The organism is Saccharospirillum sp. MSK14-1 (genome assembly GCF_003054965.1).
GTDB lineage: Bacteria > Pseudomonadota > Gammaproteobacteria > Pseudomonadales > Natronospirillaceae > Saccharospirillum.
In genome coordinates this window covers 1,513,054-1,539,634 of record NZ_MIES01000033.1, presented here as the reverse complement: position 1 = coordinate 1,539,634, position 26,581 = coordinate 1,513,054, and the positions used below count along the sequence as shown (strand labels likewise).

Annotated in this window: 28 protein-coding genes; 20 read left to right on the top strand and 8 right to left on the bottom strand. The window is 56.0% G+C overall.

The window, feature by feature from the left end:
* Positions 1–5: 5 nt before the first annotated feature.
* From BGP77_RS16255 to BGP77_RS16245, 3 genes are read left to right on the top strand one after another with little or no spacing between them, the layout of a single operon-like run.
* Positions 6–401, top strand: coding sequence for a GFA family protein (locus tag BGP77_RS16255; protein WP_108165756.1), 396 nt, complete (start codon positions 6–8; stop codon positions 399–401).
* A complete protein-coding gene (locus tag BGP77_RS16250) occupies positions 401–790 on the top strand; it encodes a GFA family protein (protein WP_108165755.1) in 390 nt (129 codons plus the stop codon). Before BGP77_RS16255 ends, BGP77_RS16250 begins: the two co-directional genes overlap by 1 nt.
* Positions 791–841: 51 nt before the next feature.
* Positions 842–1,345, top strand: coding sequence for a DUF1993 family protein (locus BGP77_RS16245; RefSeq protein ID WP_108165754.1), 504 nt, complete (start codon positions 842–844; stop codon positions 1,343–1,345).
* Positions 1,346–1,348: 3 nt separating this feature from the next.
* Here BGP77_RS16245 and BGP77_RS16240 read toward each other — a convergent pair whose 3' ends face one another.
* Positions 1,349–1,897: a hypothetical protein gene (locus tag BGP77_RS16240; protein ID WP_146171276.1), complete on the bottom strand. Its 549-nt coding sequence runs from the start codon at positions 1,895–1,897 to the stop codon at positions 1,349–1,351.
* Between the two features lie 174 nt (positions 1,898–2,071).
* Between BGP77_RS16240 and BGP77_RS16235 the strand changes: the two genes are divergently transcribed.
* The 4 genes from BGP77_RS16235 to BGP77_RS16220 all read left to right on the top strand — a co-directional run bounded on the left by BGP77_RS16235 (position 2,072) and on the right by BGP77_RS16220 (position 4,861).
* Positions 2,072–2,428 carry a DUF1304 domain-containing protein gene (locus tag BGP77_RS16235; protein ID WP_199224288.1) on the top strand — a complete coding sequence of 119 codons (357 nt, stop codon included), beginning with the start codon at positions 2,072–2,074 and terminating at the stop codon, positions 2,426–2,428.
* Between the two features lie 11 nt (positions 2,429–2,439).
* Positions 2,440–3,453 carry a hypothetical protein gene (locus BGP77_RS16230; RefSeq protein WP_146171275.1) on the top strand — a complete coding sequence of 338 codons (1,014 nt, stop codon included), beginning with the start codon at positions 2,440–2,442 and terminating at the stop codon, positions 3,451–3,453.
* A 63-nt stretch (positions 3,454–3,516) separates the two neighbouring features.
* A complete protein-coding gene (locus BGP77_RS16225; RefSeq protein WP_108165751.1) occupies positions 3,517–4,176 on the top strand; it encodes a YoaK family protein in 660 nt (219 codons plus the stop codon).
* Between the two features lie 271 nt (positions 4,177–4,447).
* Entirely contained in the window at positions 4,448–4,861 is a 414-nt protein-coding gene (locus tag BGP77_RS16220) for an SRPBCC family protein (protein ID WP_108165750.1), read from the top strand.
* A 44-nt stretch (positions 4,862–4,905) separates the two neighbouring features.
* Here the strand turns inward: BGP77_RS16220 and BGP77_RS16215 are convergent, their stop codons facing one another.
* Positions 4,906–6,762 (bottom strand): monovalent cation:proton antiporter-2 (CPA2) family protein, encoded by a 1,857-nt coding sequence (locus BGP77_RS16215; protein ID WP_108165749.1) that lies wholly within the window; start codon positions 6,760–6,762, stop codon positions 4,906–4,908.
* Positions 6,763–6,922: 160 nt separating this feature from the next.
* Between BGP77_RS16215 and BGP77_RS16210 the strand changes: the two genes are divergently transcribed.
* Positions 6,923–7,828: an alpha/beta hydrolase gene (locus BGP77_RS16210; protein WP_146171274.1), complete on the top strand. Its 906-nt coding sequence runs from the start codon at positions 6,923–6,925 to the stop codon at positions 7,826–7,828.
* Here BGP77_RS16210 and BGP77_RS16205 read toward each other — a convergent pair.
* On the bottom strand, positions 7,825–9,042 hold the full coding sequence (locus BGP77_RS16205) for a pyridoxal phosphate-dependent aminotransferase (RefSeq protein ID WP_108165747.1): 1,218 nt from the start codon (positions 9,040–9,042) through the stop codon (positions 7,825–7,827). The genes BGP77_RS16210 and BGP77_RS16205 overlap by 4 nt on opposite strands.
* A 191-nt stretch (positions 9,043–9,233) precedes the next feature.
* Between BGP77_RS16205 and msrB the strand changes: the two genes are divergently transcribed.
* Positions 9,234–9,638 (top strand): peptide-methionine (R)-S-oxide reductase MsrB, encoded by a 405-nt coding sequence (gene msrB / locus BGP77_RS16200; protein ID WP_108165746.1) that lies wholly within the window; start codon positions 9,234–9,236, stop codon positions 9,636–9,638.
* Positions 9,635–10,309 (top strand): DNA-3-methyladenine glycosylase I, encoded by a 675-nt coding sequence (locus tag BGP77_RS16195; RefSeq protein WP_233252378.1) that lies wholly within the window; start codon positions 9,635–9,637, stop codon positions 10,307–10,309. Before msrB ends, BGP77_RS16195 begins: the two co-directional genes overlap by 4 nt.
* Before the next feature lie 89 nt (positions 10,310–10,398).
* Here the strand turns inward: BGP77_RS16195 and BGP77_RS16190 are convergent, their stop codons facing one another.
* A complete protein-coding gene (locus tag BGP77_RS16190) occupies positions 10,399–10,992 on the bottom strand; it encodes a LysE family translocator (RefSeq protein ID WP_108165745.1) in 594 nt (197 codons plus the stop codon).
* 57 nt (positions 10,993–11,049) lie between these two features.
* A complete protein-coding gene (locus BGP77_RS16185; protein WP_108165744.1) occupies positions 11,050–11,889 on the bottom strand; it encodes an AraC family transcriptional regulator in 840 nt (279 codons plus the stop codon).
* Positions 11,890–12,260: 371 nt separating this feature from the next.
* On the opposite strand from BGP77_RS16185, the gene betI reads away from it, so the two are divergent.
* The 6 genes from betI (at position 12,261) to choV (ending at position 19,167) form a co-directional block, all read left to right on the top strand.
* On the top strand, positions 12,261–12,869 hold the full coding sequence (gene betI / locus BGP77_RS16180; protein WP_108165743.1) for a transcriptional regulator BetI: 609 nt from the start codon (positions 12,261–12,263) through the stop codon (positions 12,867–12,869).
* Entirely contained in the window at positions 12,869–14,332 is a 1,464-nt protein-coding gene (betB, locus tag BGP77_RS16175) for a betaine-aldehyde dehydrogenase (protein ID WP_108165742.1), read from the top strand. The genes betI and betB overlap by 1 nt, the downstream gene beginning before the upstream one ends.
* A 63-nt stretch (positions 14,333–14,395) precedes the next feature.
* Positions 14,396–16,069, top strand: coding sequence for a choline dehydrogenase (betA, locus tag BGP77_RS16170; RefSeq protein ID WP_108165741.1), 1,674 nt, complete (start codon positions 14,396–14,398; stop codon positions 16,067–16,069).
* 122 nt (positions 16,070–16,191) lie between these two features.
* Complete coding sequence (locus BGP77_RS16165; RefSeq protein WP_108165740.1) at positions 16,192–17,121, top strand: choline ABC transporter substrate-binding protein; 930 nt, start codon at positions 16,192–16,194, stop codon at positions 17,119–17,121.
* Between the two features lie 55 nt (positions 17,122–17,176).
* A complete protein-coding gene (gene choW / locus BGP77_RS16160; protein WP_108165739.1) occupies positions 17,177–18,010 on the top strand; it encodes a choline ABC transporter permease subunit in 834 nt (277 codons plus the stop codon).
* Positions 18,007–19,167, top strand: a complete 1,161-nt coding sequence (gene choV, locus BGP77_RS16155) for a choline ABC transporter ATP-binding protein (protein ID WP_108165738.1) — start codon at positions 18,007–18,009, stop codon at positions 19,165–19,167. The genes choW and choV overlap by 4 nt, the downstream gene beginning before the upstream one ends.
* A gap of 48 nt (positions 19,168–19,215) precedes the next feature.
* On the opposite strand, the gene BGP77_RS16150 is transcribed toward choV, so the two are convergent.
* Positions 19,216–19,668, bottom strand: a complete 453-nt coding sequence (locus tag BGP77_RS16150) for a MarR family winged helix-turn-helix transcriptional regulator (protein WP_108165737.1) — start codon at positions 19,666–19,668, stop codon at positions 19,216–19,218.
* A gap of 116 nt (positions 19,669–19,784) precedes the next feature.
* On the opposite strand from BGP77_RS16150, the gene BGP77_RS16145 reads away from it, so the two are divergent.
* The 4 genes from BGP77_RS16145 (at position 19,785) to BGP77_RS16130 (ending at position 22,834) form a co-directional block, all read left to right on the top strand.
* Positions 19,785–20,249 (top strand): DUF1499 domain-containing protein, encoded by a 465-nt coding sequence (locus BGP77_RS16145; RefSeq protein ID WP_108165736.1) that lies wholly within the window; start codon positions 19,785–19,787, stop codon positions 20,247–20,249.
* A gap of 6 nt (positions 20,250–20,255) precedes the next feature.
* Positions 20,256–21,653, top strand: coding sequence for an NAD(P)/FAD-dependent oxidoreductase (locus BGP77_RS16140; protein WP_108165735.1), 1,398 nt, complete (start codon positions 20,256–20,258; stop codon positions 21,651–21,653).
* Positions 21,654–21,809: 156 nt separating this feature from the next.
* Positions 21,810–22,517 (top strand): AzlC family ABC transporter permease, encoded by a 708-nt coding sequence (locus tag BGP77_RS16135; protein ID WP_108165734.1) that lies wholly within the window; start codon positions 21,810–21,812, stop codon positions 22,515–22,517.
* On the top strand, positions 22,514–22,834 hold the full coding sequence (locus BGP77_RS16130; RefSeq protein ID WP_108165733.1) for an AzlD family protein: 321 nt from the start codon (positions 22,514–22,516) through the stop codon (positions 22,832–22,834). The genes BGP77_RS16135 and BGP77_RS16130 overlap by 4 nt, the downstream gene beginning before the upstream one ends.
* A gap of 90 nt (positions 22,835–22,924) precedes the next feature.
* Here the strand turns inward: BGP77_RS16130 and BGP77_RS16125 are convergent, their stop codons facing one another.
* Both BGP77_RS16125 and gatB read right to left on the bottom strand, forming a co-directional pair.
* Entirely contained in the window at positions 22,925–24,934 is a 2,010-nt protein-coding gene (locus BGP77_RS16125; protein WP_108165732.1) for a methyl-accepting chemotaxis protein, read from the bottom strand.
* Positions 24,935–25,084: 150 nt separating this feature from the next.
* On the bottom strand, positions 25,085–26,518 hold the full coding sequence (gene gatB / locus BGP77_RS16120; RefSeq protein ID WP_108165731.1) for an Asp-tRNA(Asn)/Glu-tRNA(Gln) amidotransferase subunit GatB: 1,434 nt from the start codon (positions 26,516–26,518) through the stop codon (positions 25,085–25,087).
* Between the last annotated feature and the right edge of the window lie 63 nt (positions 26,519–26,581).

The window sequence follows — 26,581 nt, the reverse complement described above, 5'->3', positions numbered from 1 at the left end:
CAACAATGATTGATGGAAGCTGCCACTGTGGCGCCGTGCAATGGCAATTTAAGAAACCCGTCGAGTTTGCAACCGCGTGCAACTGTACCATTTGCCGACGTTATGGCGCTTTATGGGCATATGACTTTGAAGGCGAAGGCATTACCTTGGACGGGCCAACACAAGAATACGTTCGCCCGGGTCGTGATGGTATTGGCTTTCATTTTTGTACCCACTGCGGTTGTGTTCTGGGCTGGCGAGCGTTGCATCCGGAAGCGGATGGCCGACGTCGAATTGCAGTGAATTTGCGAACGGCAGAGCCCGAGGCCGTGGCAGACCTGCCGGTCAAACGCTTTAATGGCGTCGGTGATGGTGAACAACAGCCCTCAAATAATCACCGCGTTGCGGATATCTGGTTCTGATGGACGGCACTTGTCATTGCGCAGCGGTGCACTGGCACAGCTCTAAAAAATTCTCAACGGCAACGGCCTGTAATTGCACGCTGTGCCGCCGTTATGGTGTGTTATGGGGATACGACTATGAAGGCGAAGCGATAACCGTCACCGGTCCAGCGCGGACCTACGTTCATGGTGATGCAGGCATTGGTTTTCACTTCTGTCCGCACTGTGGCTGTATTGCTTATTGGCGCTCGATAGAAGCACAGCCCGATGGCCGTCGTCGCATTGCCGTCAATCTGCGTCTGGCGGAACCCGAGGCGGTGGCAGACATTCCGATCAAACATTTTGATGGGCTGGACCGCTTTGAACCTTTGCCGCAGGATGGTCGTTGTGTTCGTGATTATTGGGGTTAAGCCGATCATGCAAACACCAACCGGCGGCATTAATCATCAAGTGAAACACGGATGATTGAATTACAACCGCTGTTGCTGCGTTACCTGCAGCAATTGATCCAGTTATTGGAGAAAATTCCGGAAGAGTGTTTCCAGGCATCGCTGGCACCGGACATGTTTTCATTGGCCGAACAAGCCCGCATCGCTTCAAACTACAGTTTGCGACTCTACTGTCCGCTCATTCGCCAGCCCGTCCCCCAGTTTGATCAGCAGGAACTCAGTAAATCGGCGTTGTTGCAGGAAGTGAGTCAACGACGTGACTACTTGCGGCGTCAGCCAGCTGTGACAGAACTGAGTGACGCCCGGCGAATTAACGAGCGAGCGGGTTTTGCCGACCTCGAATTATCCGAGCCCCACTTTATTCAACACTACGGACTGCCGAATTTCTTTTTCCATCTCAGCATGGTGTATGCGATTGCACGTCAGCACGGTGTGGCATTGAGTAAGGCTGACTTTGATGGCTATCACGACTATCCCGGCGGGTTCAGTTTTATCCAGCCGGGATCTGACGAATAATCATTAACCGCGCATGATGGGGCGATCTAAATCCACAGCGGCCTTGTCTGGTTGGGCACTGTGGTAGCGGACAATGACTCGGTCACCAATCATGGCGTTCAGTCCAAACGATGCCGGAAGACCACGAAACCATTGGGTGCGACCCAGGTAGTCGATTTGCGCATCGACCAATCGCATCCGGTTTACGCTGATGCGGGAATAGTTCATCGCAACCAGGGTTCCGAAGGTCTCGCTGTCCGCCTGTTTCAGTGTCCGCTCTGCTTGCAGTGAACCGTAAAAATACTTCACCACATAGGCAAGACCCGTCAACGCCAGGACCAGTGTCCCGAGCATGATCAAGCGTGTGCTGACCGGTAGAATGGAATCGGGATTGAGCAATCGTTGGAATTGGCCAGAACTGATCATGATGTAGACGGTAGTGACACCAATGGCGGCTACCATCACCAGGATCGCTAGCGCCGGCGAACGGTTTCTCAGTAAATAGTACAACCCAAGTACCGCGACAATCGCGATGGGCAGGTAGGTTGACATTAATTCTAGGTGGGCAGGCATGGCATCCTTTCCTTAAATTGCAAAAGCCGACCAATATAAACACTTGTGGCGAGGCTGTCAGGTCTGGTTTGAAAGCAATGCTGTCATCGCTGTGATGCTTGTTGCTTTCACGGAAAGTCTCTATAAACAACTTATGGCGAGCTATCGTGGGCCGCCTTAACAGGAGCGTTGATTATGATGTGGATTGCCAATGGTTTGGTGTTGTTGGTAGCGGCCTTACACGCCTATTTTTTGGTTCTGGAAATGTTCTTGTGGGACAAACCGGCCGGTATGAAAGCCTTTGGATTGACGCCAGAGCAAGCGGCGGCAACCAAGGTGATGGCAGGCAATCAGGGTTTGTACAACGGTTTTCTGGCGGCGGGTTTGGTTTGGGGTGTATTGCTCGGTGAGGCGGGTTTGGCGATCAAGCTCTTTTTCCTCGGCTGTGTGATTGTGGCCGGTATTTATGGCGCCGCAACCGCCAGCCGTAAGATTCTTTGGGTACAGGCATTGCCCGCTTGCGTGGCGTTGCTGTGCGTCGTTATCGCGTAGCCGGCATGGTCATGAAACAGGTTAGGCGTTGGATGACGGCGATGTGTTTTACGGCGATCGTTGGCGGCGCAAATGCGGATGTTAATGAAACGCTCTTGCTGGAGCAGGCGTTAGCGCAGTTTGGCTTTAGCGAAACGACTTTAACCGTCGATGATCATGAATTGACCTATTACTACAGCGCTCGTACTGATCGTCCCAGGAACCTGGTGCTGTTCATTCAAGGAACAGATCCATTCCCCTTGTTCTTCTATGAATTAACGGATTCAGGCCCGAATTTTTTTACAGCCTTTCCCGATGACGCTGCGCATTTGTCGGATGATTACGCCTATGTCGTGGTGGCCAAGCCGGCGCTGAGTGGTATTCGGCAGTGGCAACATTTTGAGGTACCTCAAGCCTACCACGATGCAAACTATCGCCAGCGCCGGATTAGCGATATCCGTGCCGTTATTACTCACCTAAAACGTCGTCGTTTGTCTGAAGGTGGCGATATTGTGGTGTACGGCCATTCTGAGGGTGCGCAAGTTGGGGCAAGCCTGGCGCGAGTGGACAGTCGAATAACCCATCTGGGTTTTTGGTCAGGTAACGTACTCAACAATTTTTATGAGTTTGCGCTTTTTGAGCGTTTGGCGGCATTGAATGGCCAGCAAAGCGACACTCAGGCACATCAGAATATAATGGGTTTGCTGGAATGGTATCGCTCCGTGGTTGATGATCCGCAATCCACTGAGGTAGATGAGTGGGGTTACACCAACCGTCGTTGGGCGTCGTATCGTCATGCTCCCATTGACGATTTACTGGCACTGGATATTCCTATTTATGCCCAGTTCGCCAGTGAGGATGACAGCACGCCGATCGAAACCGCTTACCTGTTGCCGGTGCAATTCATCACGGCCGGAAAAGATAATTTGAACTTCCAGGTATGCCTGGGTTGTGATCATTCATACCAAGAAGTCATCGATGGAGACTTGCGTGATCATTGGTCGGAGATTTTTGAAGATTTTGTCGATTGGGTTGAGGCGCATTAAATCGTCGGGCCTTAATCGAAGGGGCTATCGGATAAACAGATCGCTGTCTCGATAGGAGGATACATGTTATCTCGGTTACCACCTTGGGTTGAGTATGGGGCATTCACCCTGGCATTGGTGGCTGGGTGCATTAATGCGATAGGTCTGCTTGGCGTCGAGCATCAGGCCATTTCTCATTTATCGGGTACGGCCACGCTGCTTGGAACCAGTCTGTCGCAAGTCAGTATGGCCCACAGTGCGCAGTTGTTGGCCGTACTGATCAGTTTCCTGTTGGGCGCTGTGGTCTCGGGTCTATTGCTGCGTGACAGTGCATTGAAGCTTGGCCGACACTACGAAACGCTTTTGTTGTTGGAAGCGGTGTTGCTGACGGTTGCTTTGCTGTTATTGGAAAATAATTCGGTCTACGGCCAGTACTTTGCCTCAGCCGCCTGCGGTATGCAGAACGCTTTAGTGACGACCTACAGCGGCGCTGTCATTCGAACCACCCACCTGACTGGTTTGTTCACCGACCTGGGACTGTTGATTGGCGGTTGGTTGCGTGGGGAATCCTTTGATAAGCGCAAACTGATTTTGTTTTTACTGATCATCGTCGGTTTTATTGGAGGTGGCAGTTTGGGGGCCTGGTTATTTTCCTGGCTGCATTTTGTTGCTTTATCGGTACCGGCCGTTATTTGCGCTGTGTTGGCGTTGCTGTATCACCGCTACCGAGTAAGGTTGACGTAGGTGAACTCAGGGCAATCGTTTGACCATTGATTACGGCAAGGAATGGTTAACCCTGGCGGCCGAACGAGAATGATTATACCGTTATCTCCGTGATAAGTATGCGCTCTGAATATCGCGTTCCAGGGTGTTCAGGTCCGCTTCCAGAATGGGTTGTACTGGCGTCCGTGATAATTAATTCACGATGTTGTCGATTAATCGGTGACTCATTCGACTAAAGCAATACCCAAAAAAAAGAAATGCTTTAGTTGAAGTAACCTGATCGGGAGTTGAGATGAGAATAACCATTAGCACAACGGTTCAAGCGCCCTTAGATGCCGTTTGGCAGGCCTGGACCACACCGGACGATATCAACCAATGGAATGCCGCTTCGGATGATTGGCATAACCCGCGCAGTCAGATTGATTTGCAAGTGGGCGGTCGTTTCAATTATCGGATGGAAGCACGCGATGGCAGTGGCGGCTTCGATTTCGAGGGTACTTTTACTCAGGTAGAGGTGCCGATTCTACTGGCTTATCGCATGGATGATGATCGTGAAGTCGTCATTGAGTTTGAGACGACAGAATCGGGTGTTGTGGTGACTGAGTCCTTTGATAGCGAAGATCAGAATACGGCCGAATTGCAGCGCCAGGGTTGGCAGGCCATTCTCGATCGGTTTGCTCGTCATGTTGAACATAAAATGACTTAGTTGAGTAGCGCGTAGGCGGTTGCAGAACCGCCTACGCTGTTAAGTTAACGGCTGGTTTTATTGTCTTCTTCGTCCAGTTCACTGGGGTACAGCCGGCCTTGTAACATCTCTTCCCAATCGCGCGTCATTTCACGCACTTTTTCGATGTACGGCTGGTTTTCCAGCGTTGGAATATTGGGATCCCACAGCTCTGATACTTCCACCATGGAGCGTCGATCCACCTTCTCGAACTCGTCGGCAATAAATTGTGCGCGCTCACGCGACAGACCCATGGCTTCAATCGCCGATCGTCCCAGACGGATCGAGCTGTCGTAGGTTTCGCGGATGACGTCACGGCAACCGGCGTACCAGAGATCGTAAACATGAAAGCGATCATAGGCGCGAGCGGTGATATGAACAGTTGGGTAGGTTTTATGTATGTAGTGAACGAGCTTGGTGATTTCATCTTTGCCGTCGATGGCGACCACCACCACTTTGGTGTTTTCAATGCCCGCCGCTTCCAGTAAATCCGGTCGGGTGGCGTCGCCGAAGAAAACCCGCAGACCGAAGGTGCGCAACATTTCCAACTGGGTTGAGCTGTAGTCGATAACCGTGGTGTTAAATCCACTGGCGCGCATCATGCGATTGACGATACCTCCGACTCTGCCATGCCCCAGAATCAGCACATCTCCCTGTTCAATTTTTTCATCCATTCGTCCTTCCGGCCGCGCGTGACGGGGTACGATCCAATGCTCGAAAGCCAAAAACAGCAAGGGTGTCAAAATCATTGAAAGGCCAATGACGAGCATCAGGCGATCGGCAATGGCACTGGGCAGAACGGCGTTGCTGACGCTGAATGACAACAACACAAACCCAAATTCACCGGCCTGTGCAAGCGCGATGGCGGTGAGTGATTTATCGGAACCTCGAATGCGAAAAACGTAGGCCAGTGTTCCTAAAATAACCGCTTTCAGGACAATCAGCCCCAGCGTTAAACCCAGTAAGACGGCGAATTCGTCGAACAGCAATACAAAGTTAATGCCCGCGCCGACCGTCATAAAGAACAGACCGAGCAATAAGGCTTTAAAGGGCTGGATGTCGGCTTCGAGCTCGTGTCGATATTCGCTGTTACCCAATACCAAACCCGCCAGGAAGGTCCCCAGTGCCGGTGACAAACCGACCAGGCTCATCAGTAAGGCAATGCCAATCACCAACAACAGTGCTGCGCCGGTGAACAGTTCTCGCAGTTGGGCGCTGGCCACAAAGCGCAGCAGCGGTCGGGCAAGATAGGTTCCGATGATCAGTACGAACGCCACAGCGGCGATGGTGACCAACGCGGTTTGCCAACCGACGAGGCCGTCAACCAAGCTAAGACCTGCGCCATGACTATCACTGCTGCTGTGAATGTCGCCCAGTGCCAGCAGCGGAATTAAGGCCAGCATGGGGATAACGGCAATGTCTTGGAACAGCAACACCGCAAAGCTGGCTTTGCCGCCGTCGCTTTGCATCAAGCCTTTTTCATTGAGGGTCTGCAACACGATGGCCGTCGATGACAGCGACAGTACCAAGCCAATGGCCAGGGCAATTTGCCACGGCTGGCCGAGCAGCATGGCAATGCCCATCACCGCTGCGGTGGTTACCCCCACCTGTGAACCGCCCAGGCCGATCAGCTTGCGCCGCATCGCCCACAGTTGTTGCGGGTTGAGTTCCAGCCCAACCAGAAACAGCATCATGACCACGCCGAATTCGGCGAAGTGCTGAACCGCGACCAGGTCGACGCCCAGGATGGTCAGCAATGGGCTGATCAGCACGCCGGCCAGCAGGTAGCCGAGTACTGAGCCCAAACCCAGTCGAGCAGCAATGGGCACGGCGAAGACACCCGCAATCAAAAACAGAAATGCAATCAGTAAGACGTCAGTCACAGGCGGCCTCGTTTAATGGCTTAATGGCGCAGGGGCGGGAGGGGCAAGCAGTACCATCGGTCAAGCGGGCGGGCTTGTCCAGTCCGCCTACGGTGGAGCAAATCGCTCCCAGCGATGTCAAAAGGTGGCTATAGTGGGGCCGTTTTTCGCGATTCAAACGATGTTTATGATCAGTCCCAAAGCCGAGCGTTATTATCAGTTATTGCAGCGCCAGATGGATCGGTTGCGCGCCGAACGCCAAACCCTGGCGCAAGAACGTGCCGCCCAGGAAGACTTTGCTCAGATGACGTTGCGTCTACCGCCGGATATGAGCGTTAAGGTTGAAACTCTGGCGGGTGTGCCAGGGCGTTGGTTGTTGCCCGCCAAGGTGCGTTCGTTTGGCACGGTGTTGTTTCTGCATGGCGGGGCTTACCAGACAGGGTCGTCGATGACGCATTTGAACCTGGCGGCGCATCTGGCTCAGGCCACCGGTCATCGTCTGTGGTTGCCGGACTATCGTCTGGCACCGGAGCATCCGTTTCCGGCTGGATTGGAGGATGCGTTAGCGAGTTATCAGGCGTTGCAAAAAGACGGACCGGTGGCCCTGGCGGGCGACTCTGCCGGTGGTGGATTGGCCTTGGCGACGGCGTTGCGGTTGCGCGATCAGCAGTTGCCCACCGTGGCGCTGGCACTGTTATCACCCTGGACCGATTTAACGCTCAGCGGCGACAGTCATCAAAGCCGGGCGCAGGTTGATCCGTTCTTTCCCACACCCGAGGGGCTGGCGTTGGCAGCCGAGCGCTATGCTGCGGATTACGCTCTGGATCACGTTGAAATATCCCCTTTATTTGCCGATTTTCGTGGCTTGCCGCCGATGCAGATTCATGTCGGCGACTACGAAACCTTGCTGGACGATTCGGTCGCACTGGTGCGTCGCGCGGAACAGGCGGGGGTGACCGCTCACTTAGAGGTCTGGCCGCAGCTGTGGCATGTCTGGCAGAGCTACGCCGGTCGGTTGCCGGAAGCGGATGCGTCGCTGGCGGCCTTGGGCGATTTCCTCAGCCGCCAGCTACTGGCCGGGCGTTAAGCCTGACGGTAGTGACCGAAGAAACGCCCCATCCGTTCCATGGCATCCTGCAGAGTCTCACGCGGTGGCAGGAAGACGATGCGGAAATGATCAATGTCCGGCCAGTTAAAACCGCGCCCGTGGACCAAGAGGATTTTTTCCTGACGCAATAGGTCCAGCACCAGTCGTTCGTCGTCGCTCAAATTGAATTTCTGTTTGTCGACTTTGACGAACATATAGAGCGCGCCCTTGGGTTTGACGCACGACAAACCCGGGATGGCATCGATCATCTCCCAGCACAGGTCGCGTTGGTCGCGCATGCGGCCACCGGGAATGATCAGATCATTGATGCTTTGGTAACCGCCGAGCGCGGTCTGAATCGCATGCTGGGCGGGTACGTTGGCGCACAGGCGCATATTGGCGAGCATGTTCAAGCCTTCGATAAAGTCGGTGGCTTGATATTTCGGTCCGCTGACCATCATCCAGCCGGAACGAAAACCGGCCAGGCGGTAGGCTTTCGACAGACCATTGAACGTGATGGTCAGTACATCGTCCGACAGCGCCGCCAGGCAATGATGGAGGGCATCGTCGTAAAGAATCTTGTCGTAGATTTCATCGGCCAGTATCACCAGGCCGTGTTCGCGGGCGATCTCAATCACCTCGAGCAGCAGTGCTTTGGAGTAAACCGCACCGGTCGGGTTATTCGGGTTGATCAGCACGATGGCTTTGGTGTTTTCGGTGATCTTGGCACGGATGTCGGCCGGGTCTGGGAACCAGTCCGATTGCTCATCGCAGATATAGTGCGCGGCGGTACCACCGGAGAGCGTAATGGCGCCGGTCCACAGTGGGTAATCCGGCGCCGGTACCAGGATTTCATCTCCGTTGTTGATCAGCCCCATGCACGCCAGCTGGATCAGTTCGCTGACGCCGTTGCCCAGATAAATGTCATCGATTTCCACGCCTTTCACATCGCGCTGCTGGTAATACTGCATCACCGCTTTGCGTGCCGAATACAGCCCTTTGGAATCGCTGTAACCTTCACCTTGCGGCAGGTTGCGAATGACGTCAGTGATGATTTCATCCGGCGCATCGAAACCGAAGGGTTTGGGGTTGCCGATATTCAGTTTGAGAATGCGGTGACCTTCATCTTCCAGTCGACGAGCTTCGTCGAGCACCGGGCCGCGAATGTCATAAAACACGTTGGCCAGCTTGTGCGATTTGTGCAGCGTTTTCATGAAACTCCCAAGCAGTTTACAGCGAACGGAGAGGGCTCTTTTTAAAAAGGGCGCTTTCGAAAAGGGCGCTTTGCGGGTCGTCGTGAGTGACGCAGACCTTGAAGGGCGGGCGAAAGACGCCATTGTCCAGGGCAGTCTGTTGCGCAAATCAGTATAAACCCGCGCATCGTTATTTCCTATGGGAGGTCCCTATGTCCGATAAAATCGTCAAAACTGATGCTCAGTGGCGTGAACAGTTGACCGAGGAGCAATACCACGTCACTCGGCAAGCCGGCACTGAACGTCCGTTTACCGGTGCGTATTGGGACACCGATAAGCCGGGCATCTATCGCTGTATTTGCTGCGGCAGTGAGCTGTTTAATGCCAGCACTAAATTTGATGCCGGTTGTGGTTGGCCGAGCTTCTATCAGTCGTTGGATCGCAATGCCATTGTTGAACGCGACGATTTTTCCCACGGCATGCATCGCATTGAAGTGTTGTGTGCCAGTTGCGATGCGCACCTAGGTCATGTGTTTCCAGACGGCCCGGAACCCACGGGCATGCGCTATTGCATCAATTCAGCGTCGCTGAATCTGGATGAGGCAAAGCCAGAGTGACGCTGTCGTTTGCTAACCTGCAACGCGACGCACTGGCGCACCATCACCAGGATGACATTGCCGATCGTCTGCCGTTGGTTGCCAGCCGCGATGCGTTGATCCATCGCTCCGACGCCGACTGGCTCAGTCTGATCAGCCGCCGAGTATTTCGTGCGGGCATGAAGCACTCGGTGATTGACGCGCGCTGGCCCGCTTTCGAAGAAGCCTTCTGGGGCTTTGACCCGCGCGCCTGCCAGTTGATCGATGACGATCGCTTTGAACAATTAATGCAGGACGAACGCCTGATTCGCCATTGGGGCAAGATGAAAACCATCCCGGTGAACGCTTTGATGGTGCAGCAGCGTTCAAAGTCGCACGGCGGCTTTGGCCGTTTTATCGCCGACTGGCCGGAAGACGACATCGTTGGACTGTGGCAAGTGCTCTCCAAAGAGGGCGTGCATCTGGGCGGTGATGGGGCATCTCGCTTATTGCGCATGGCCGGCAAAGACACCTTTGTGCTGTCCGGTGACGTGGTGCGAGTGCTGACCAATGCGGGCATCGTCGCGCGCAAACCCACGGCTAAGCGCGATCTGCGATTGGTGCAGGAGGTGTTTAACGACTTGGCCGAGCAATCGGGCTGGCCGTTGTCGCATCTGAGTATGTTGATGGCGCTTTCTACGGGAGACGCATGATGGGAGACGGGAGACGCCAGCTACGGAACCACTGAACGCGACCGGTAACTTGCGTTCAGCGTCTCCCGTCAAGCGTCTCCCGCAAAACGCTAGCCGATTTGCCCAGCCACTAACGCCGACCAGACCGTCACCAATAACGCCAGCGCCAGCAATCGATTCATCCAGCGATGTTGGCTGACACTGTGCAACCAGCGATTGGCGCTTTCCCCGAGCCAGGCCCAACAAAAGATGGCCGGTATCACCAACGAGAAAAAAGTGCCCGCCAGGTGCAACGCCTGAGGCAGTACCGGCTGTGCCGGATCGGCAAAGAGGCTGCTGATGGTGACCGCCATCAACCAGGTTTTGGTGTTCACCACTTGCAATGCCAGCCCGGTCGGCCAGCTGATCAGTTTAGCGTCGGGATCGGCTTCCAGATTAACCGGCGCCCGCGCCAGGGAAATGGCCAGCCAGGTCAACCAGAGTGTTCCCGCCCAGGCGAGCGACAGCCGAATCCAGTCGGTGTCCAGCAGCCAATTGGCCAACCCCAGTACCACCAGCATCACAATGCTCGACGCCGCCAGTGCCGACGCCAGCGCAAAAGGCCAGACACTGCGCCAGCCAGCGTGCTGGCCTTGAGTCAGCGCCAGCAGGTTGGTCGGGCCGGGGGTGATCACAGCGAAGAAAGCGAAGAGGGCAAAGGGCATAACAGACTCCAACAACCATTTCGAGAAGGAGTCGTCAGTGTGATGGCGCCCGGGGCGTCAGTCTGGAAGGTCCGTGCAGCGGCGCCGGTAATCGGCTGGTGTCAGTTGATAGGCCCGACGAAACCAACGACCCAGATGGCTTTGATCGGCAAAGCACAAGTCGGCGGCAACCTGCGCCGGTGTCTGGCCCAGCGCTAACAGACGTCGTGCCTGGGTCAGCCGCAACTGAATCAGATAGGCGTGAGGCGCGAGTCCGTAAGCGGTTTTGAAGGCGCGGCTGAGACGAAAGCGGTCGGTATTCAGCGTTTGGGCAAGGTCGGTAAGACCGACGTCCTGATGAATGTGATCGTGCAGGTAGGCGCGGGCGCGCTCGGCCAGTTGAGGCTGGCGTGGATCTTCACTGCGTTTGCGCCATTGCAGGTGCGCCGTGGCCTGGGTCAGCATCTGGTCGGTGCAGGCGTCGCGCACCATCCGTGATTCGCCCTGGTGTAAGGCCAGAAAGGCCGAGGCGATGCTGCCGATCAGGCGGCGGTCATTCGACAGGGTGGCGTCAACGTGCCACTCGAATTGATCCGGCAGCGTATCGAACAGTCCGTTCAGCTGAGTGTGTACCCAGTCTTTGGGCAAATAGAGAATGCGATAGGTAAAGCCTTCCTGTTGCGGCGCTTCGCCGTCGTGCACTTCCCCCGGTTCCAGCAAAAAGGCGTTTCCCGGTGTCGAGCGCTGCACCTGGCGGCGGCAATTGAACTGCTGCACGCCTTGCTCGGTGTAGCCGATGCAGTAGTCGTCGTGAAAATGCGGGTCGTAGGCATGGCCGCGAAAATGCGCACGCAACGATTCGATGCCGCTGTCGGCGTCTCGTTTGAGATCAATCCAGTGACGATTTTCGGCGGTCATGGCGGTTGGGCAGCATTGGCGTTAGGCAGAAGTGTAACAGTGAAGCATCGGGGCTGTCGGCTGTCTGGAACATTTGTGCAGATGCATCCAGCGTCGCATCTACTTAGTGCACTACAGTTTATTTTGATCCGAAACAGGGCATCTTCCGCCCTGAAAGGGCGCCATGTCGTCGCTTTCAGTCATAAGCGGGTGTCGCTTCTGGAAGTTGAAGTTTAGGGTTCAATGCTTTAGGGTGTTTTTTATTGAATGATCAATTAATAAAAACGGGAGGCGCTGAACGGAAGACGCAAGACGCTTGTTAGTGGCTGTAGCCAGCGTCTCCCGTCAGCGAAGCGTGCGTTCAGCGTCTCCCCAATCCAAAAGGATTGCCAATGCCCAAAGTCGGAATGGAGCCTATTCGCCGCCAGCAATTGATTGATGCCACCCGTGCTTGCATCGGTGAATCCGGGTTTGCGGCGACGACCGTACAGAGCATTGCCAAGCGAGCGGGCGTGTCGGCGGGCATCATTGCGCACTATTTCGGCAATAAGCTGGGTCTGTTGGAAGCGACAATGCGCGAGCTGTTGCAGCAATTGAAGCTGGATCTGATCGGTCGATTGCCCGCGAATCCGACGGCGGAGCAACGCATCGACGCCATTATTGAGACCAACTTTTCCAAAACGCAGACCGATCCGCTGTCGGCCAAAACCTGGTTGGCATTTTGGTCCAGCGCGATGCACGAACCGACCTTTGCTCGATTGCAGCGCATCAACGAAAAACGGCTGCATTCGAATCTGCGTTACAGCTTTAAACAACTGAATCATCCAGCGCCGAATCAGGCGGCTGGAACCCTGGCGGCCTTGATCGATGGCCTCTGGTTGCGCGGCGCTTTATCTCCGGACGGCATTCAGGCCGATCGCTGTATTGCGCTGTGTCGACACCAGACTGAGCTGTTGATCTCTGTCGCTAAACAACACTCGAATAATACGGAGACTGCTTGATGAGCTTGCCGAGACTGACCTCTTTCATCCACGGCGAATACCTGGCGCCGGGTGACGGCGAGACCTTTGAGGTGCTGAACCCGGCCACCGGCGACGCCATTTATGAAGTGGAAATGGCCAACGCTGAGACGGTGAATAAAGCGGTACGCAGCGCCCAGGAAGGATTTGCTACCTGGTCGGCGATGAGCGCGGTCGAACGCGCGCGCATTCTGCACAAGGCGGTGGCCTTACTGCGCGAGCGCAATGACGACTTGGCCAAAGTCGAAGTGCTCGACACTGGCAAACCCTGGCAGGAAGCGAGCGTGGTTGACGTCGTGACCGGCGCTGACGTGATCGAGTATTACGCGGGTCTGGCTCCGGCCATCGAAGGCGTGCAGCAGTCGTTGGGTCAGGATTTTTATTACACCCGTCGCGAACCGCTGGGCGTTTGTGCCGGCATCGGCGCGTGGAATTATCCATTGCAGATTGCTTGCTGGAAAGCAGGCCCGGCATTGGCGTGTGGTAATGCGCAGGTGTTTAAACCGTCGGAGGAAACGCCGATGGGTGCGGCCAAGCTGGCGGAAATTTTTATCGAAGCGGGCATGCCTGCGGGTGTGTTCAATGTGGTGCAGGGCGATGCTCGCGTCGGCCAAGCGTTAACCGGTCATCCGGACATTGCCAAGGTGTCATTCACCGGCGAAGTCGGCACCGGTAAGAAAGTGATGGCCGCATCGGCGGGCACACTCAAAGACGTCACCATGGAGTTGGGCGGTAAGTCGCCGCTGATCGTTTTCTCCGACGCCGATTTGGACAATGCCGTTGGCGGCGCTCTGCTCGCCAACTTCTATACCCAGGGCGAGGTATGCACCAACGGCACACGGGTGTTTGTGCACGACAGCATTTACGACACCTTCGTGGAACGCGTTAAAGATCGTACCGAACGCAATGTCGTTATCGGCGATCCGATGCATCCGGACACCAACATTGGCGCACTGATCTCGCGCGAGCACCAACGCAAAGTGGTGGGTTTTATTGAAGCGGGTAAAGCCAGTGGTGCGCGATTGGTCACCGGTGGTCAGCCGGTGCAGCCGGAAGGTTGTGAAGGTGGTTTCTTCGTACAGCCGACGGTCTTCGCCGATTGCACCGATGAAATGCCGCAAGTGCGCGAGGAAATTTTTGGTCCGGTGATGTCGATTCTGCGCTTCAGCGATGAAGCCGAAGTGATCGAACGCGCCAACGATACCCATTACGGCCTGGCAGCGGGCGTGTTCACTCAGGATATTCAGACAGCGCATCGCGTTATTGCTCAGTTGCAAGCGGGTATTTGCTGGATCAATGCCTGGGGCGATTCACCGGCAGAAATGCCAGTCGGTGGTTACAAACAGTCGGGTGTTGGCCGCGAAAACGGCATCGAAACGCTGGCGCAGTACACCCAAACCAAAGCCGTTTACGTTGGCATGGGCAAGATCGACGCTCCATTTTGAGGCCGCCTTTTTGAGTCGGCTGTTTAAACCACATTCAATTAACTGTCAGAAGTGAGCAAGAGCATGGCGTACCGCTTCGATACCGAATACGACTACATCATCATCGGCACCGGCTCGGCCGGTTGCGTGCTGGCCAATCGACTGTCCGAAGACAGCGATCGTCAGGTGCTGGTTCTGGAAGCCGGCCGTAAGGACGACACCTGGAAAATTCATATGCCAGCGGCGTTGATGTACAACCTGATGGACGACAAATACAACTGGTACTACCACACCGAACCGCAAGAACACATGGACGGCCGCAAACTGTATTGGCCGCGCGGTAAAGTCTGGGGTGGTGGTTCATCGTTGAACGCCATGGTTTATATCCGTGGCCATGCCTTCGATTACGACCGTTGGCAGGAAGAGGGGGCTACTGGCTGGTCGTACGCCGATGTGCTGCCGTATTTCCGCAAGGCAGAAACGCGCGAAAAAGGCGCTGATGATTATCGCGGTGGTGATGGTCCGCTGAACGTTCATACCGGCGATTATCCGAACCCATTGTTCGATGCCTTTATCGAAGCCGGACAGCAAGCCGGTTATCCGTTCACCGAAGACATGAACGGTTACCAGCAGGAAGGCGTTGGCGTGATGGACATGACCATCAAGAAAGGCAAGCGCTGGAATACCGCACAGGCTTTTCTGCGCCCGGTGCTGGATCGCCCGAATCTGACGGCCGAAACCGGCGCCATGGTGCAACGCATTTTGTTCGATGGCGATACCGCCGTTGGCGTTGAATACATTCAGCGTGGCAAAACGGTTCGAGTTAAAGCCAATAAAGAAGTCATTGCCAGCGGTGGCGCGATCAACTCGCCGCAGTTGCTGATGCTCTCGGGTATTGGTGATGAAACGCACCTCAAAGAAATGGGCATCGATGTTGTTGCACATCGTCCGGGTGTGGGCCAGAACCTGCAAGATCACCTGGAACTCTACGTGCAGCAAAAATGTTCCCAGCCAATCACGCTGTACAAATACCAGACCCAGCCGCACATGACTTTCGCGGGCATCACCTGGTTTTTGAATCACGATAAGGGCGCCTGCCGCACCACTCATTTGGAAGCCGGTGGTTTTATTCGCAGTGAGGCCGGTGTGCGTCACCCGGATATTCAATATCACTTTTTGCCGTCGCAGGTGATCGACCACGGTCGTACGCCGCCGCAGTTGCATGCCTATCAGTGCCACGTTGGACCGATGCGTCAGACCAGTCGTGGTTATCTGAAACTGCGCTCGGCTGATCCGAACGAGCATCCGATCATTCAGCCCAATTTGCTGTCGACCGAACGCGATGTTTGGGAGATGCGTCAGAGCGTCAAGCTGACCCGCGAAATCATGGCGCAGGATGCCTTCAAAGAATTTCGTGGTGAAGAACTGGAGCCGGGTCCGAACGTCCAGACCGATGAAGAAATCGATGCCTGGGTGCGCCAGAACGCCGACAGCGCTTATCACCCATCCTGCACCTGCAAGATGGGCGCGGCCGACGATCCGATGGCCGTGGTCGACAGCGAAGCGCGTGTCTATGGCGTGAAGAATCTGCGCGTGGTGGATGCCTCCATCATGCCATCACTGGTCAGCGGCAACCTCAATGCGCCGACCATCATGCTGGCGGAAAAATGCGCCGACCATATTCGCGGCCGTGAAATGCTGCCGCGTTCGACTGCGCCGGTTTGGGAGCACCCGAACTGGCAGACCGAGCAACGTTAATCGACACAGTGTAAGCAAGACCGGTCGCCTGGTGGCGGCCGGATTAAAGATTGCCGATTCCCGGCAAATAGCGGGCCGCAGAGCCTGCCTTAAACGACAGTAACCCCGAAGAGGACGAGACCATGAAAGTGCAATCGATGATGGCGGCCGCTCTGGTCGCCGGCAGTGCTGCCACTTTGGCTCACGCCGCCGAACAATGTGAAACCGTACGTTTTGCCGACGTTGGCTGGACCGACATTACCGCCACCACCGCTCTGACATCCGCCGTGCTGGAACGCATGGGTTATGAAACCGAAAGCGAGCTGTTGTCAGTACCGGTGACTTACCGTTCACTGGCCAACGGCGAAATCGACATCTTCCTGGGCAACTGGATGCCAACCATGGAAGGCGACATCGCCGCTTACCGTGAAGCCGGTACCGTCGACATTGTTGGTGTGAACCTCGAAGGCGCCAAATACACCCTGGCAGTGCCCCAGTATGTTGCCGATGCCGGTGTCACCAGCTTCGCCGATATCGCCACTCATGCTGATGAATTCGAAGAACGCATCTATGGCATCGAGCCGGGTAACGACGGCAATCGTCTGATCCAGGACATGATCGATACCAATGCCTTCGACCTGGAAGACTTCGAACTGGTGGCGTCCAGTGAAGCGGGCATGCTGGCTCAGGTTGGCCGTGCGGTGAACCGCGATGAGTGGATTGTCTTCCTGGGTTGGGAGCCGCATCCGATGAACGCCAACTTTGATCTGGCCTACCTGTCCGGTGGCGACGACTACTTCGGCCCGGATTTCGGCGGTGCCACCATCTACACCAACACCCGTGCGGGTTACGTTGATGAGTGCGCCAACGTCGGCACGCTGCTGAACAACCTGACGTTCACGCTGGCGGCCGAAAACGAAGTGATGGCGCTGATTCTGGATGAAGGCATGCAACCGGAAGCGGCGGCTGAGCAATGGTTGAGCAACAACCCGGACGTGCTCGACACCTGGTTGGAAGGTGTGACCACCCTTGACGGTGAACCCGCGCTGGACGCTGTTAAGTCTGCACTCTGATCTCTCACCAGACGAGGCCCGCCCGTGTGCGGGCCTCACAATGAGACACTGACTTATGGATAACTACAAGATTCCGCTGGGACCCATCATCGAAGCGTTTTTCGATTGGCTGGTTGATTCCGGTGCCTGGTTTTTCGATGGCGTGTCGATTGCTCTGGAATGGATGATCGAAGGCGTTACCGATGCATTACTCTGGTTCCCGCCCTGGGCCTTTATTCTGATCAGTGCGGCCTTGATTTACTGGTTGCGCCGCAATGTTGGCCTGACGGTGTTTGCGATCCTGTCGTTCTTGCTGGTGTGGAACCTCGGCTACTGGGAAGACACGCTGCAGACACTGGTGATGGTGGTCTGGGCAACCTTTATTTGTGTGTTGATCGGCGTACCGATTGGCATTGCCGCTGCGCACCGCAGCTGGCTCTACACCATTTTGCGACCGATCCTCGATTTGATGCAGACAGTGCCCACCTTTGTGTATCTGATCCCGACCCTGACGCTCTTTGGTTTGGGTGTGGTGCCCGGGTTGGTCGCGACCATTATTTTCTCCATCGCCGCACCGATTCGCCTGACGTGCCTGGGCATTTCTCAAGTGCCGACCGAATTGGTTGAAGCGGGCAAATCCTTTGGTTGTTCCAATCGCCAATTGTTGTGGCGCATTGAATTGCCAGCGGCTGCGTCGAGCATCGCAGCAGGCATTACCCAGTGCATTATGTTGTCGCTGTCCATGGTGGTGATTGCTGCTTTGGTCGGTGCCGATGGGCTGGGTAAGCCAGTCGTGCGGGCATTGAACACCGTTGATATCGCACGCGGTTTTGAAGCCGGTCTGGCGATCGTCCTGGTGGCGATCTTGCTCGACCGTCTGTTTAAACAACGTGAAGGAGCGGGCGCATGATTGAGTTTAAGAACGTCGATCTGATTTTCGGTAAGCGACCGGAACGCGGCCTGCCATTGATTGACGACGGTTATGACCGCACGCGTTTGCAGGCTGAAACCGGTCTGGTGTTAGGTGTGCACAACGTCAACCTGCGCGTTGAGAAAGGCGAAATCTGTGTGCTGATGGGTTTGTCCGGTTCGGGCAAGTCGAGCCTGCTGCGCTGTGTGAATGGTCTGAATACCGTGACCCGGGGTCAGGTGTTGATTGACCAGGAAGACGGTCAGCAAGTGGACTTCACCAACGCCGATGACACCACTCAACGCGAATTTTGCATGAAGCGCATTGCCATGGTGTTCCAGCGTTTTGCGCTGATGCCGTGGCTGACGGTGGCGGAAAACGTTGCCTTTGCGCTGGATGTGCAAAACCTGTCGAAAGACGAGATCAAGCGTCGTGTCGACGAGCAGCTGGAGCTGGTGGGTCTGACCGGCTGGCGCGATCACAAGCCCAGCGCTTTGTCCGGTGGTATGCAGCAACGTGTCGGTCTGGCGCGCGCCTTGGCCACGGAATCGGACATTCTGTTGATGGACGAACCGTTCTCAGCGCTCGATCCGCTGATCCGTCAGCAATTGCAGGATGAACTGCTGGTGCTGCAGGAGAAGCTGCAGAAGACCATCATCTTCGTCAGCCACGATCTGGACGAGGCGCTGAAGCTGGGCAACAACATTGCCATCATGAAAGACGGTGTGATTGTGCAGCAGGGCAAACCGCAGGAGATTGTGCTTAATCCGGCGGATGATTACGTCGAGGATTTTGTCGCTCACACTAATCCTTTGCACGTGCTGCGCGGTCGGGATGTGGCCCAGGCTCTGGCGGAACATCGGCAGGAAAACGGCCGTTATTGCATCGATGAGCGCCAGGGTTGCTGGTTCGATCCGAGCGATAACAAAGTTTACCGCGGCAGTGATGCGGTTGATGTGCAAAGCTGGCAGGAAGGCGATGCCATTGAATCGCTGGCGGCGGTGCCGACTCGCGTCAGTGGTCAATGCCGTTTCCGTGACATTATGGAAGTGCGTTATCGCACTGGCTGTGCGGTGTTGGTGGAAGATTCCGGCGATGTGAAAGTCGTCGGTGATACCCAACTGTATCGCAGTCTGCTCGGTCAGCGCGCGGCCTGATCGAAAGGCGACACCAGGCGAGTGTCCTCGTCTGGTGTCGCTGCTCTTCTAACTCTCCACCGGTTCCAGCATGGCCAGATGCTGATACAGCGTTTCGGTCAATTCTTTGATGGTCATCGCCTGTTCGGCCGTCATACCGGTACGGCAATAGAACAGTTCCGGCACGCTTTGCGCCTCTCGCTGCTTGTTGCGTCCTGCCTGGGTCAACTGAATCACTCTTTGACGTTCATCGCTTTGCGACCGTTTGCGTTCAATCAAACCTTTCTGTTCCAAGCGTTTCAGAATCGGCGTCAGACTGCCCGAGTCAAATCGCGTCTGCCGCACCAGTTCTTTGACGGCAATGCCGTCCGCTTCCCAAAGCGCCAACATCACCAGATACTGTGGATAGGTCAGATCCAACGGCTCGAGTAACGGCCGGTAGGCGCGCACCATGGCGTTAGTGGCCGAATACAGGGAATGGCAGATCTGGTTACTGAGGGTTTGTTCCGGGCGGGTGCTCATGGTCGTGGTTCGTTGAAGTGTGCAAGTATTTTGCGCACAAGGTATTGACGGGTCAAGTGAATCGGCATAAAGTTTGCGCACAAGATACTTGCTGGCAAGCAAAAAGGAGAAAGACTATGAAAATCGTACTGATTGTGTTGTTGGTTCTGCTGGCGCTGGTCGCGCTGAATATCCTGACCATCATTGTGCAGAACAATAAAGTGCCGGAACTGGGCCATGACAATGGCAAATTGAAAGCCCTGAGCAAGAAGCCCAATGCCGTTTCTACTCAAGCGGATGATGAAGAGCGTCGTGTACGCCCGTGGCCGTTCAAAGCTGACCAGACCACAACCCGGGCAGCCATTTTGGACGCGGTAAAAGCCTATGGTGGCGCCGAAGTCATCACCGTTGAAGACGACTACGTCTATGTGGTGTTCACCACCGCCAAGATGCATTTCCACGATGATGTTGAGTTCTATCTGGACAGCGAAGCCCAGCAAGTGCATTTCCGTTCCGCCAGCCGCGCCGGTTATTCCGATATGGGTCTCAATCGCCAGCGTTATGAAAAACTGACGGAACTCTATACCCAGGCCGAGGTCTGATCCGCTATGAAAGCTTACGATTTGATTGTCATCGGCACCGGCGCCGCCGGTTTAACCGCCGCCTTTACCGCCCTCGGGTTTGGTAAGCGCGTGCTGGTGGTGGAAAAAGATCGTCCCGGCGGTGAGTGCACCTGGTCCGGTTGTGTGCCTTCGAAGGCGCTCATCAACCAGGCCAAAGCCATTCATACTGCCCGCCAGTTTGCCGACGTACCGGTCGATGGCGCGGCGGTGCTGGAGAGGGTTCGCGGCGTCAGCGAACGGGTGTATCTGGATGAAACGCCTGAGGTGCTGGAAAAGGCCGGGGCGGATTATCTGAATGGCACGGCGCGGTTTATCGATGCCCATCATATTGAGGTTGATGGTCAGCAGATTGAAGGCCGTAAGTTCATTCTGGCGACTGGCAGCCGGCCGATGGTGCCGCCTATTGATGGCCTCGACAGCGTCGATTACCTGACCAATGAAAGCGTCTTTCAGCAAACGGAGTTGCCCCAGTCGGTGCTGGTACTCGGTGGCGGTGTGATCAGCATGGAGCTGGCGCAGGCGATGAATCGCCTGGGTGTGACAGTCACCATTGTGGAGATGGCGCCGGAAGTGTTGCCGCGTGAAGAACCTGAATTTGCCGCTGCGCTGCGTGAGCGTTTGCAGGGCGAAGGCGTTCGCTTTGAAGTCGGTACCAAGGCGGTGGAAGTGACAGCGTCGGACGCAGGCACGACCTTGGTAGCCGAACGCGAGGGTCAAACGTTGGAATTCAGCGCCGAGCGGATACTGGTGGCGCTGGGTCGTAAAGCCAATGTTGAGAATCTGGGTCTGGAAAACGCTGGTGTACAGGTTGATCGTGGTCTGGTGCTGAATAAGCAACTGCGTACCACCGCGAAAAACATCTACGCCTGTGGTGATGTGGCCGGGCCGTACTTGCTGAGTCATATGGCCAATTATCAGGGCAAAATTGCGGCTATGAACGCCATTTTGCCGCTGCGTCGTTCGGTCAATTACGACCACGTCAGCTGGGCGATTTTCACCGATCCGGAATTTGCCCGCGCCGGTTTAACCGAAGCCGAAGCGCGCGAACATTATGGCGACAGCATCCGTGTTTATCATTACGACATGGCCGAAAAACTCGACCGCGCCAAGACCAAAGCCGGCGATGGGGGTCGCATTAAGTTGATTATCAGTTCACGCGGCAAAGTGCTGGGCGCTCACATATTGGCCGAGCGTGCGGGTGAGTTGATCGCCGAGGTGCAGGTGCTAAAAACACTGGGGCTGAATTTCGGCAAACTGCAGGGGGTCATTCATCCGTACCCGACCTATGCCGACAGTTTGCGCCAGATGTCACAGCAGGTTTTTCTGGATAACATTTTTCTACATCCAGTGGTGCGTTTTGCTCGTAAGTTAGTGGGTAAGTAGCAATCAGGCGGTGCGCCGCCATTCCCCAGGCCCGCGTTTTCCCCCTTTCTCGCGGGCTTCTTTTTTTTCTTTTTAAGCCAATCCCTTTGGCTGTCCTTGGTTTCCTATCTCGGCTCTGTTTAAATCCCTGCCTTCGTTGTACCCCTGGAGCCTGTCATGACCGCCATTGTTACCCCCGAACTCACCGTAAGAGGCACCTGGGCCGGGTTCTGGCGGCTGTTACCGCTGTCGTTGTTTGTGGTGGCTTTTGGCTTGGCCTTTGGTCTGGCGGCGGTGCAAACCGGATTGTCACCGGCTGAAACGGTCTTAATGAGCATGACGGTCTTTGCGGGCACCGCTCAGTTTGCGGCGCTGGATTTGTGGGAAGGGCAGGTGCCAGTGTTCACCTTGCTGGTGACGACGTTTGCCATTAACGCCCGTCATCTGCTGATGGGCGCCAGTCTTTATCCCTGGCTGCGCAAACTGCCGATCGGCAAGCGCTATGCGTCCATTCTGGTGCTGTCAGACGCCAACTGGGCGATGACGCTGAACGATTTTCAGGGTGGTCACAGCCGTAACCTGGGTTTGCTCCTGGGCGGTGGGATTGCTCTCTGGTGCACCTGGATGACCGGCACCTTGTTGGGTATGGCCGGTGGCAGCGCCATTGCGGAGCCGGAAGTTTTTGGTCTGGATATGGTGATGGGCTGCTTTATGTTGGCCATGGCACTGGGCGGGCGTAAAAACGCGCGCATGATTACCGCCTGGCTGGTGGGCGGTTTGGCCGCTTTGTCCGCCTATTTATGGTTGCCCGCCAACACCCATGTGGTGATCGGCGCGCTCGCTGGCGGTCTGGTCGGTGTGTTCTGGCTGGAGGGCGAGCGATGATCGGTATCGATGCGTTTGGCGGTTACGGCGGTTTGATACTGATCGGCCTGATGGCCATGGTGACCCTGGTAACGCGCTTTGGTGGCGTCTGGATTATGTCGTTTATCCCCATCAGCCGGCGCGTGGAAAGCTTTATTAACGCCATGTCCGGTTCGGTGCTGATCGCCATTCTGGTGCCGGTGGCCGTGGAAGGCGATAGCGCGGCGCGCTTGGCGTTACTGGCAACCGCGGCGGTCATGCTGGCGACGCGGCGTACCATGCCGGCCATTGCGGCGGGTATTGTTACTGCGGCGGGCTGGCGCTTTCTATTCGGTTAGTCCTTATCAGCGCAAACGGGCGCAAGGCCTGCGCCCGCGGTGTTATCTCGGCCTTTCCATTCCCATGAATCAGCTCTCTGTATGGGTGGCTCAGAGGTTCCCTAGGCGGAACTGGCCGATCAACTGACGCTGGTCGGATGCCAGTCGCGTTAGTTTTTCGCTGTTGGTGGCGGCTTCGCCAGCGGTCTTGGCCAAGTCGTCCGCCATGTCGGAAATGTGCACCACGTTTTGAGTGACTTCCCGGGCAACCGCGCTTTGCTGCTCGGAGGCAGTGGCGATGGATTGGCTCATGTCGTTGATGTCCGCCAGACGCTGTACCATGGCGGCCAGCGATTCGCCGGTGCGTCGCGATTGTTCGGCCGAATTGCGCGACAATTCGCGGTTGTTGGACATAATCTGCACTGCGTTCTGGGCGCGTTGACGCAGTCGGTCGATCATGTCACGAATGTCGCCAGCGGATTGTTCTGAGCGGTTGGCCAGGTTGCGCACTTCTTCGGCCACGACCGCAAAACCACGCCCTTGTTCGCCCGCACGGGCCGCTTCGATGGCTGCATTCAGCGCTAACAAATTCGTCTGTTCAGCGATCTCCTGAATCACGTCGAGCACCGATTCAATCTGCTGGCTTTCTTCGCTCAGGCTGGTTACGACGGCTTCGGCTTCCTGCTGGGCGCGATCCAGATCCTGGCTGTAACGAATGTTGGTTTCCATGCTCGCCATGCTGTCTTCGGCCGCTTGTGTGACCTCGGCCACTTCGCTGCGGGTGCGTTCAGCATTACCAGCCACTTCGCCAACAGCGGCTTCCATTTCAGTGATGGCGGTCGCCACCGAACCGGTCTGCTGTTGCTGCTGTTCGACGCTCTGACGCGTTTGGTCGCTGGTCCCGGACGCGGCGGTTGCCAGTGAAGAAATGGTGTCGGATGACGTGCGGATCTCGCGGATGACTTCGCTCAGTCGGTCGGCTAATGCATTGACGCCCGCGCCAATGCGGCCAATTTCATCGCTGGATAAATGCGCCACGCGATCTGTTAAATCGCCCTCGGATAACCGCTCCAGTGTATGGAGGGTGCGTTTGAGTGGCGCGCGCATTGAACGGACCACGGATGCGCCAACGAGCACTGATAAACCCAACGCGAAGAACAACATCAACAGCGTCAGACGTTGAGCGTTAGTGGCGGTGTTTTCTGCCTCAAGCCCGGCTTGCTGAGTCAGTTCACGAATGCCGTTAATGATGCCATCGAGAATGCCCAGGCTGGCGGTCATGTTGGCATCCATTTCCTGCATCAGTAAGTTGCCCTGGCTGGAAAAGCGCACGTAGTGTTTGTGGCTTTGGAACAGACCGCTGTGCCCTTCGGTTGCCTCATGGAGTACCTCGATATAAGGCGCAATCACTTCAACATAGGCGGCGTTGTCTTCACGCATCGACGCCAGTTTGGCGTCCAGTTGCTGCAGGATAATATCCAATTCGGCTTCGGTGCTGTTGATGCGATCTACCCGAGAAATGGCCAGCGAGCGTTGCAACATGGATTGCGCCGACTCGGCCTGTTGCATCACGGTTTGCAGGTCCCATTGCAGGCCGGATTGCCCCAAGGCTTCGGCCTGGCTGGATAACGAACCCAGATCGCCGCTGAAAAATGCCCAGTCATTATTGAACAATTGGGCTTCAGTGAGCGCGCGCTGACGAGCTTCGATGCGGTCGGCGTGCAAATCAAGATGACGCTCGGCCTGAGTGAAGAGGGTATGTGCCATCCCCGCTTGATTCGACAGCTGTTCATGCAGGTTGGGGTAGCTTTGCAGTCGTCCATCCAGGTCGCTGGCCAGGGTCTGGTAGGTGTCGCGAACGGTCTGATATTGCGTTCGCAGCAACGCCCGACGGTCGTCTTCTTCGGCATTGGCGTGGGAAGTGACGGCCCGGTTACTTTCCTGCAATAGGCTGCGCAATCGATTGGTATCGTCCAGCAGACTGCCCAAATGGCTGGAGGCCAGTTCCATTTGTTCCGACAGTTTGTTTTCGACGCTGATCGAGTAAAGAGTGATGGCGGAAAAGATTAACAGCAGGGCGGCAAACCCGGCTACAACGCGGGCAATCAGGGAGAGTTTCATGTTGGGCTAGGTCCGCGATACAGCAAGAGTCGAGCGATCAAGGCTAAGCGAAGGGGGCGAGGGTGTCTATAGGGCTTGAGCGCGAGAGACGCATAACGGCAGGCGCTAAACGCCTAACCGGCGTCTCCCGTCATGCGTCAAGCAGCTGGCCTATCCGGCCAGCTTATCTTTAAGCAACTGATTCACCTGACCCGGGTTAGCCTGGCCTTTAGACGCTTTCATCACCTGGCCGACGAAGAAGCCAAAGACTTTGTCTTTGCCGGAGCGGTATTGTTCAACCTGTTCGGGGTTGGCGGCGATGACTTCGTCGATCATGGCTTCGATCGCGCCGGTATCGGTGACCTGTTTCAGGCCGCGTTTTTCGATGACTTCATCCGCGCTGCCTTCACCGGCGGCGATGCCTTCAAACACCTGCTTGGCCAGCTTATTGGACACGGTGTTGTCTTGAATGCGCTGAATCAGCTGACCCAGATGTTCGGCGCTGACTGGGCTGTCGGCGACATCGACTTCGTCGCGGTTGAGCAGAGCGGCCAGTTCACCCTGACACCAGTTGGCGGCCAGTTTGGCGTCGCCACAGATTTTCACGACCGCTTCAAAATAGTCAGCCATGGCACGGCTGGCGGCGAGCACGGTGGCGTCGTAGTCAGACAGACCGTAGTCGTTCTGGAAGCGCGCGATCTTGGCGTCCGGCAGTTCCGGTAATTGGTCGGCTACGGCCTGAACGTAGGCGTCATCGATTTCCACCGGCAGCAGGTCCGGCTCGGGGAAATAGCGGTAGTCGTTGGCGAACTCTTTGGAGCGCATCGACCGGGTTTCATTTTTGTCGGCGTCGTAAAGGCGCGTTTCCTGAACGATGTTACCGCCGTCTTCGATCACATCGATGTGCCGCTGCACTTCGACGTTGATGGCTTTTTCCACAAAGCGGAAGGAGTTGACGTTTTTGATTTCGGTACGCGTGCCCAGCTCGGTGGTGCCTTTGGGGCGGACCGAGACGTTGGCGTCGCAACGCATCGAACCTTCGGCCATATTGCCGTCGCTGATGCCGATGTAGGTCACGATGGAGTGAATCTTGCGCAGATACGCCACGGCTTCTTTGGCGTTGCGCAGTTCCGGTTCGGAAACAATTTCCAGCAGCGGTGTGCCGGCACGGTTTAAATCGATACCGGACATGCCTTCGAAATCTTCGTGCAGCGATTTACCCGCGTCTTCTTCCAGATGCGCGCGGGTAACGCCAATGGTGCGGTGGCTGCCGTCGTCGAGCACGATGTCCACTTCGCCTTTGCCGACGATGGGGTGGTCCATCTGCGTGATCTGGTAGCCTTTGGGCGAATCGGGATAGAAGTAGTTTTTGCGATCGAAGACAGAGCGCTTGCCGATGTCGGCATCAATGGCCAGACCAAAGGCAACCGCTTTACGCAGCGCGCCTTCGTTGAACACCGGCAGAGTGCCGGGCATGGCCAGGTCGACCAGACTGGCCTGGCTGTTAGGCTCAGCACCGAAGCGGGTGGCTGAGCCGGAAAAAATCTTGGACTGGGTGGAGAGCTGTACGTGGATCTCCAGTCCGATGACGATTTCCCATTCCATCTTTGGGTCCTCTGGAAGTTCGTAGGTGAGCCACCGAGGGCTCGCCTGAATCAGGTTTCAGCC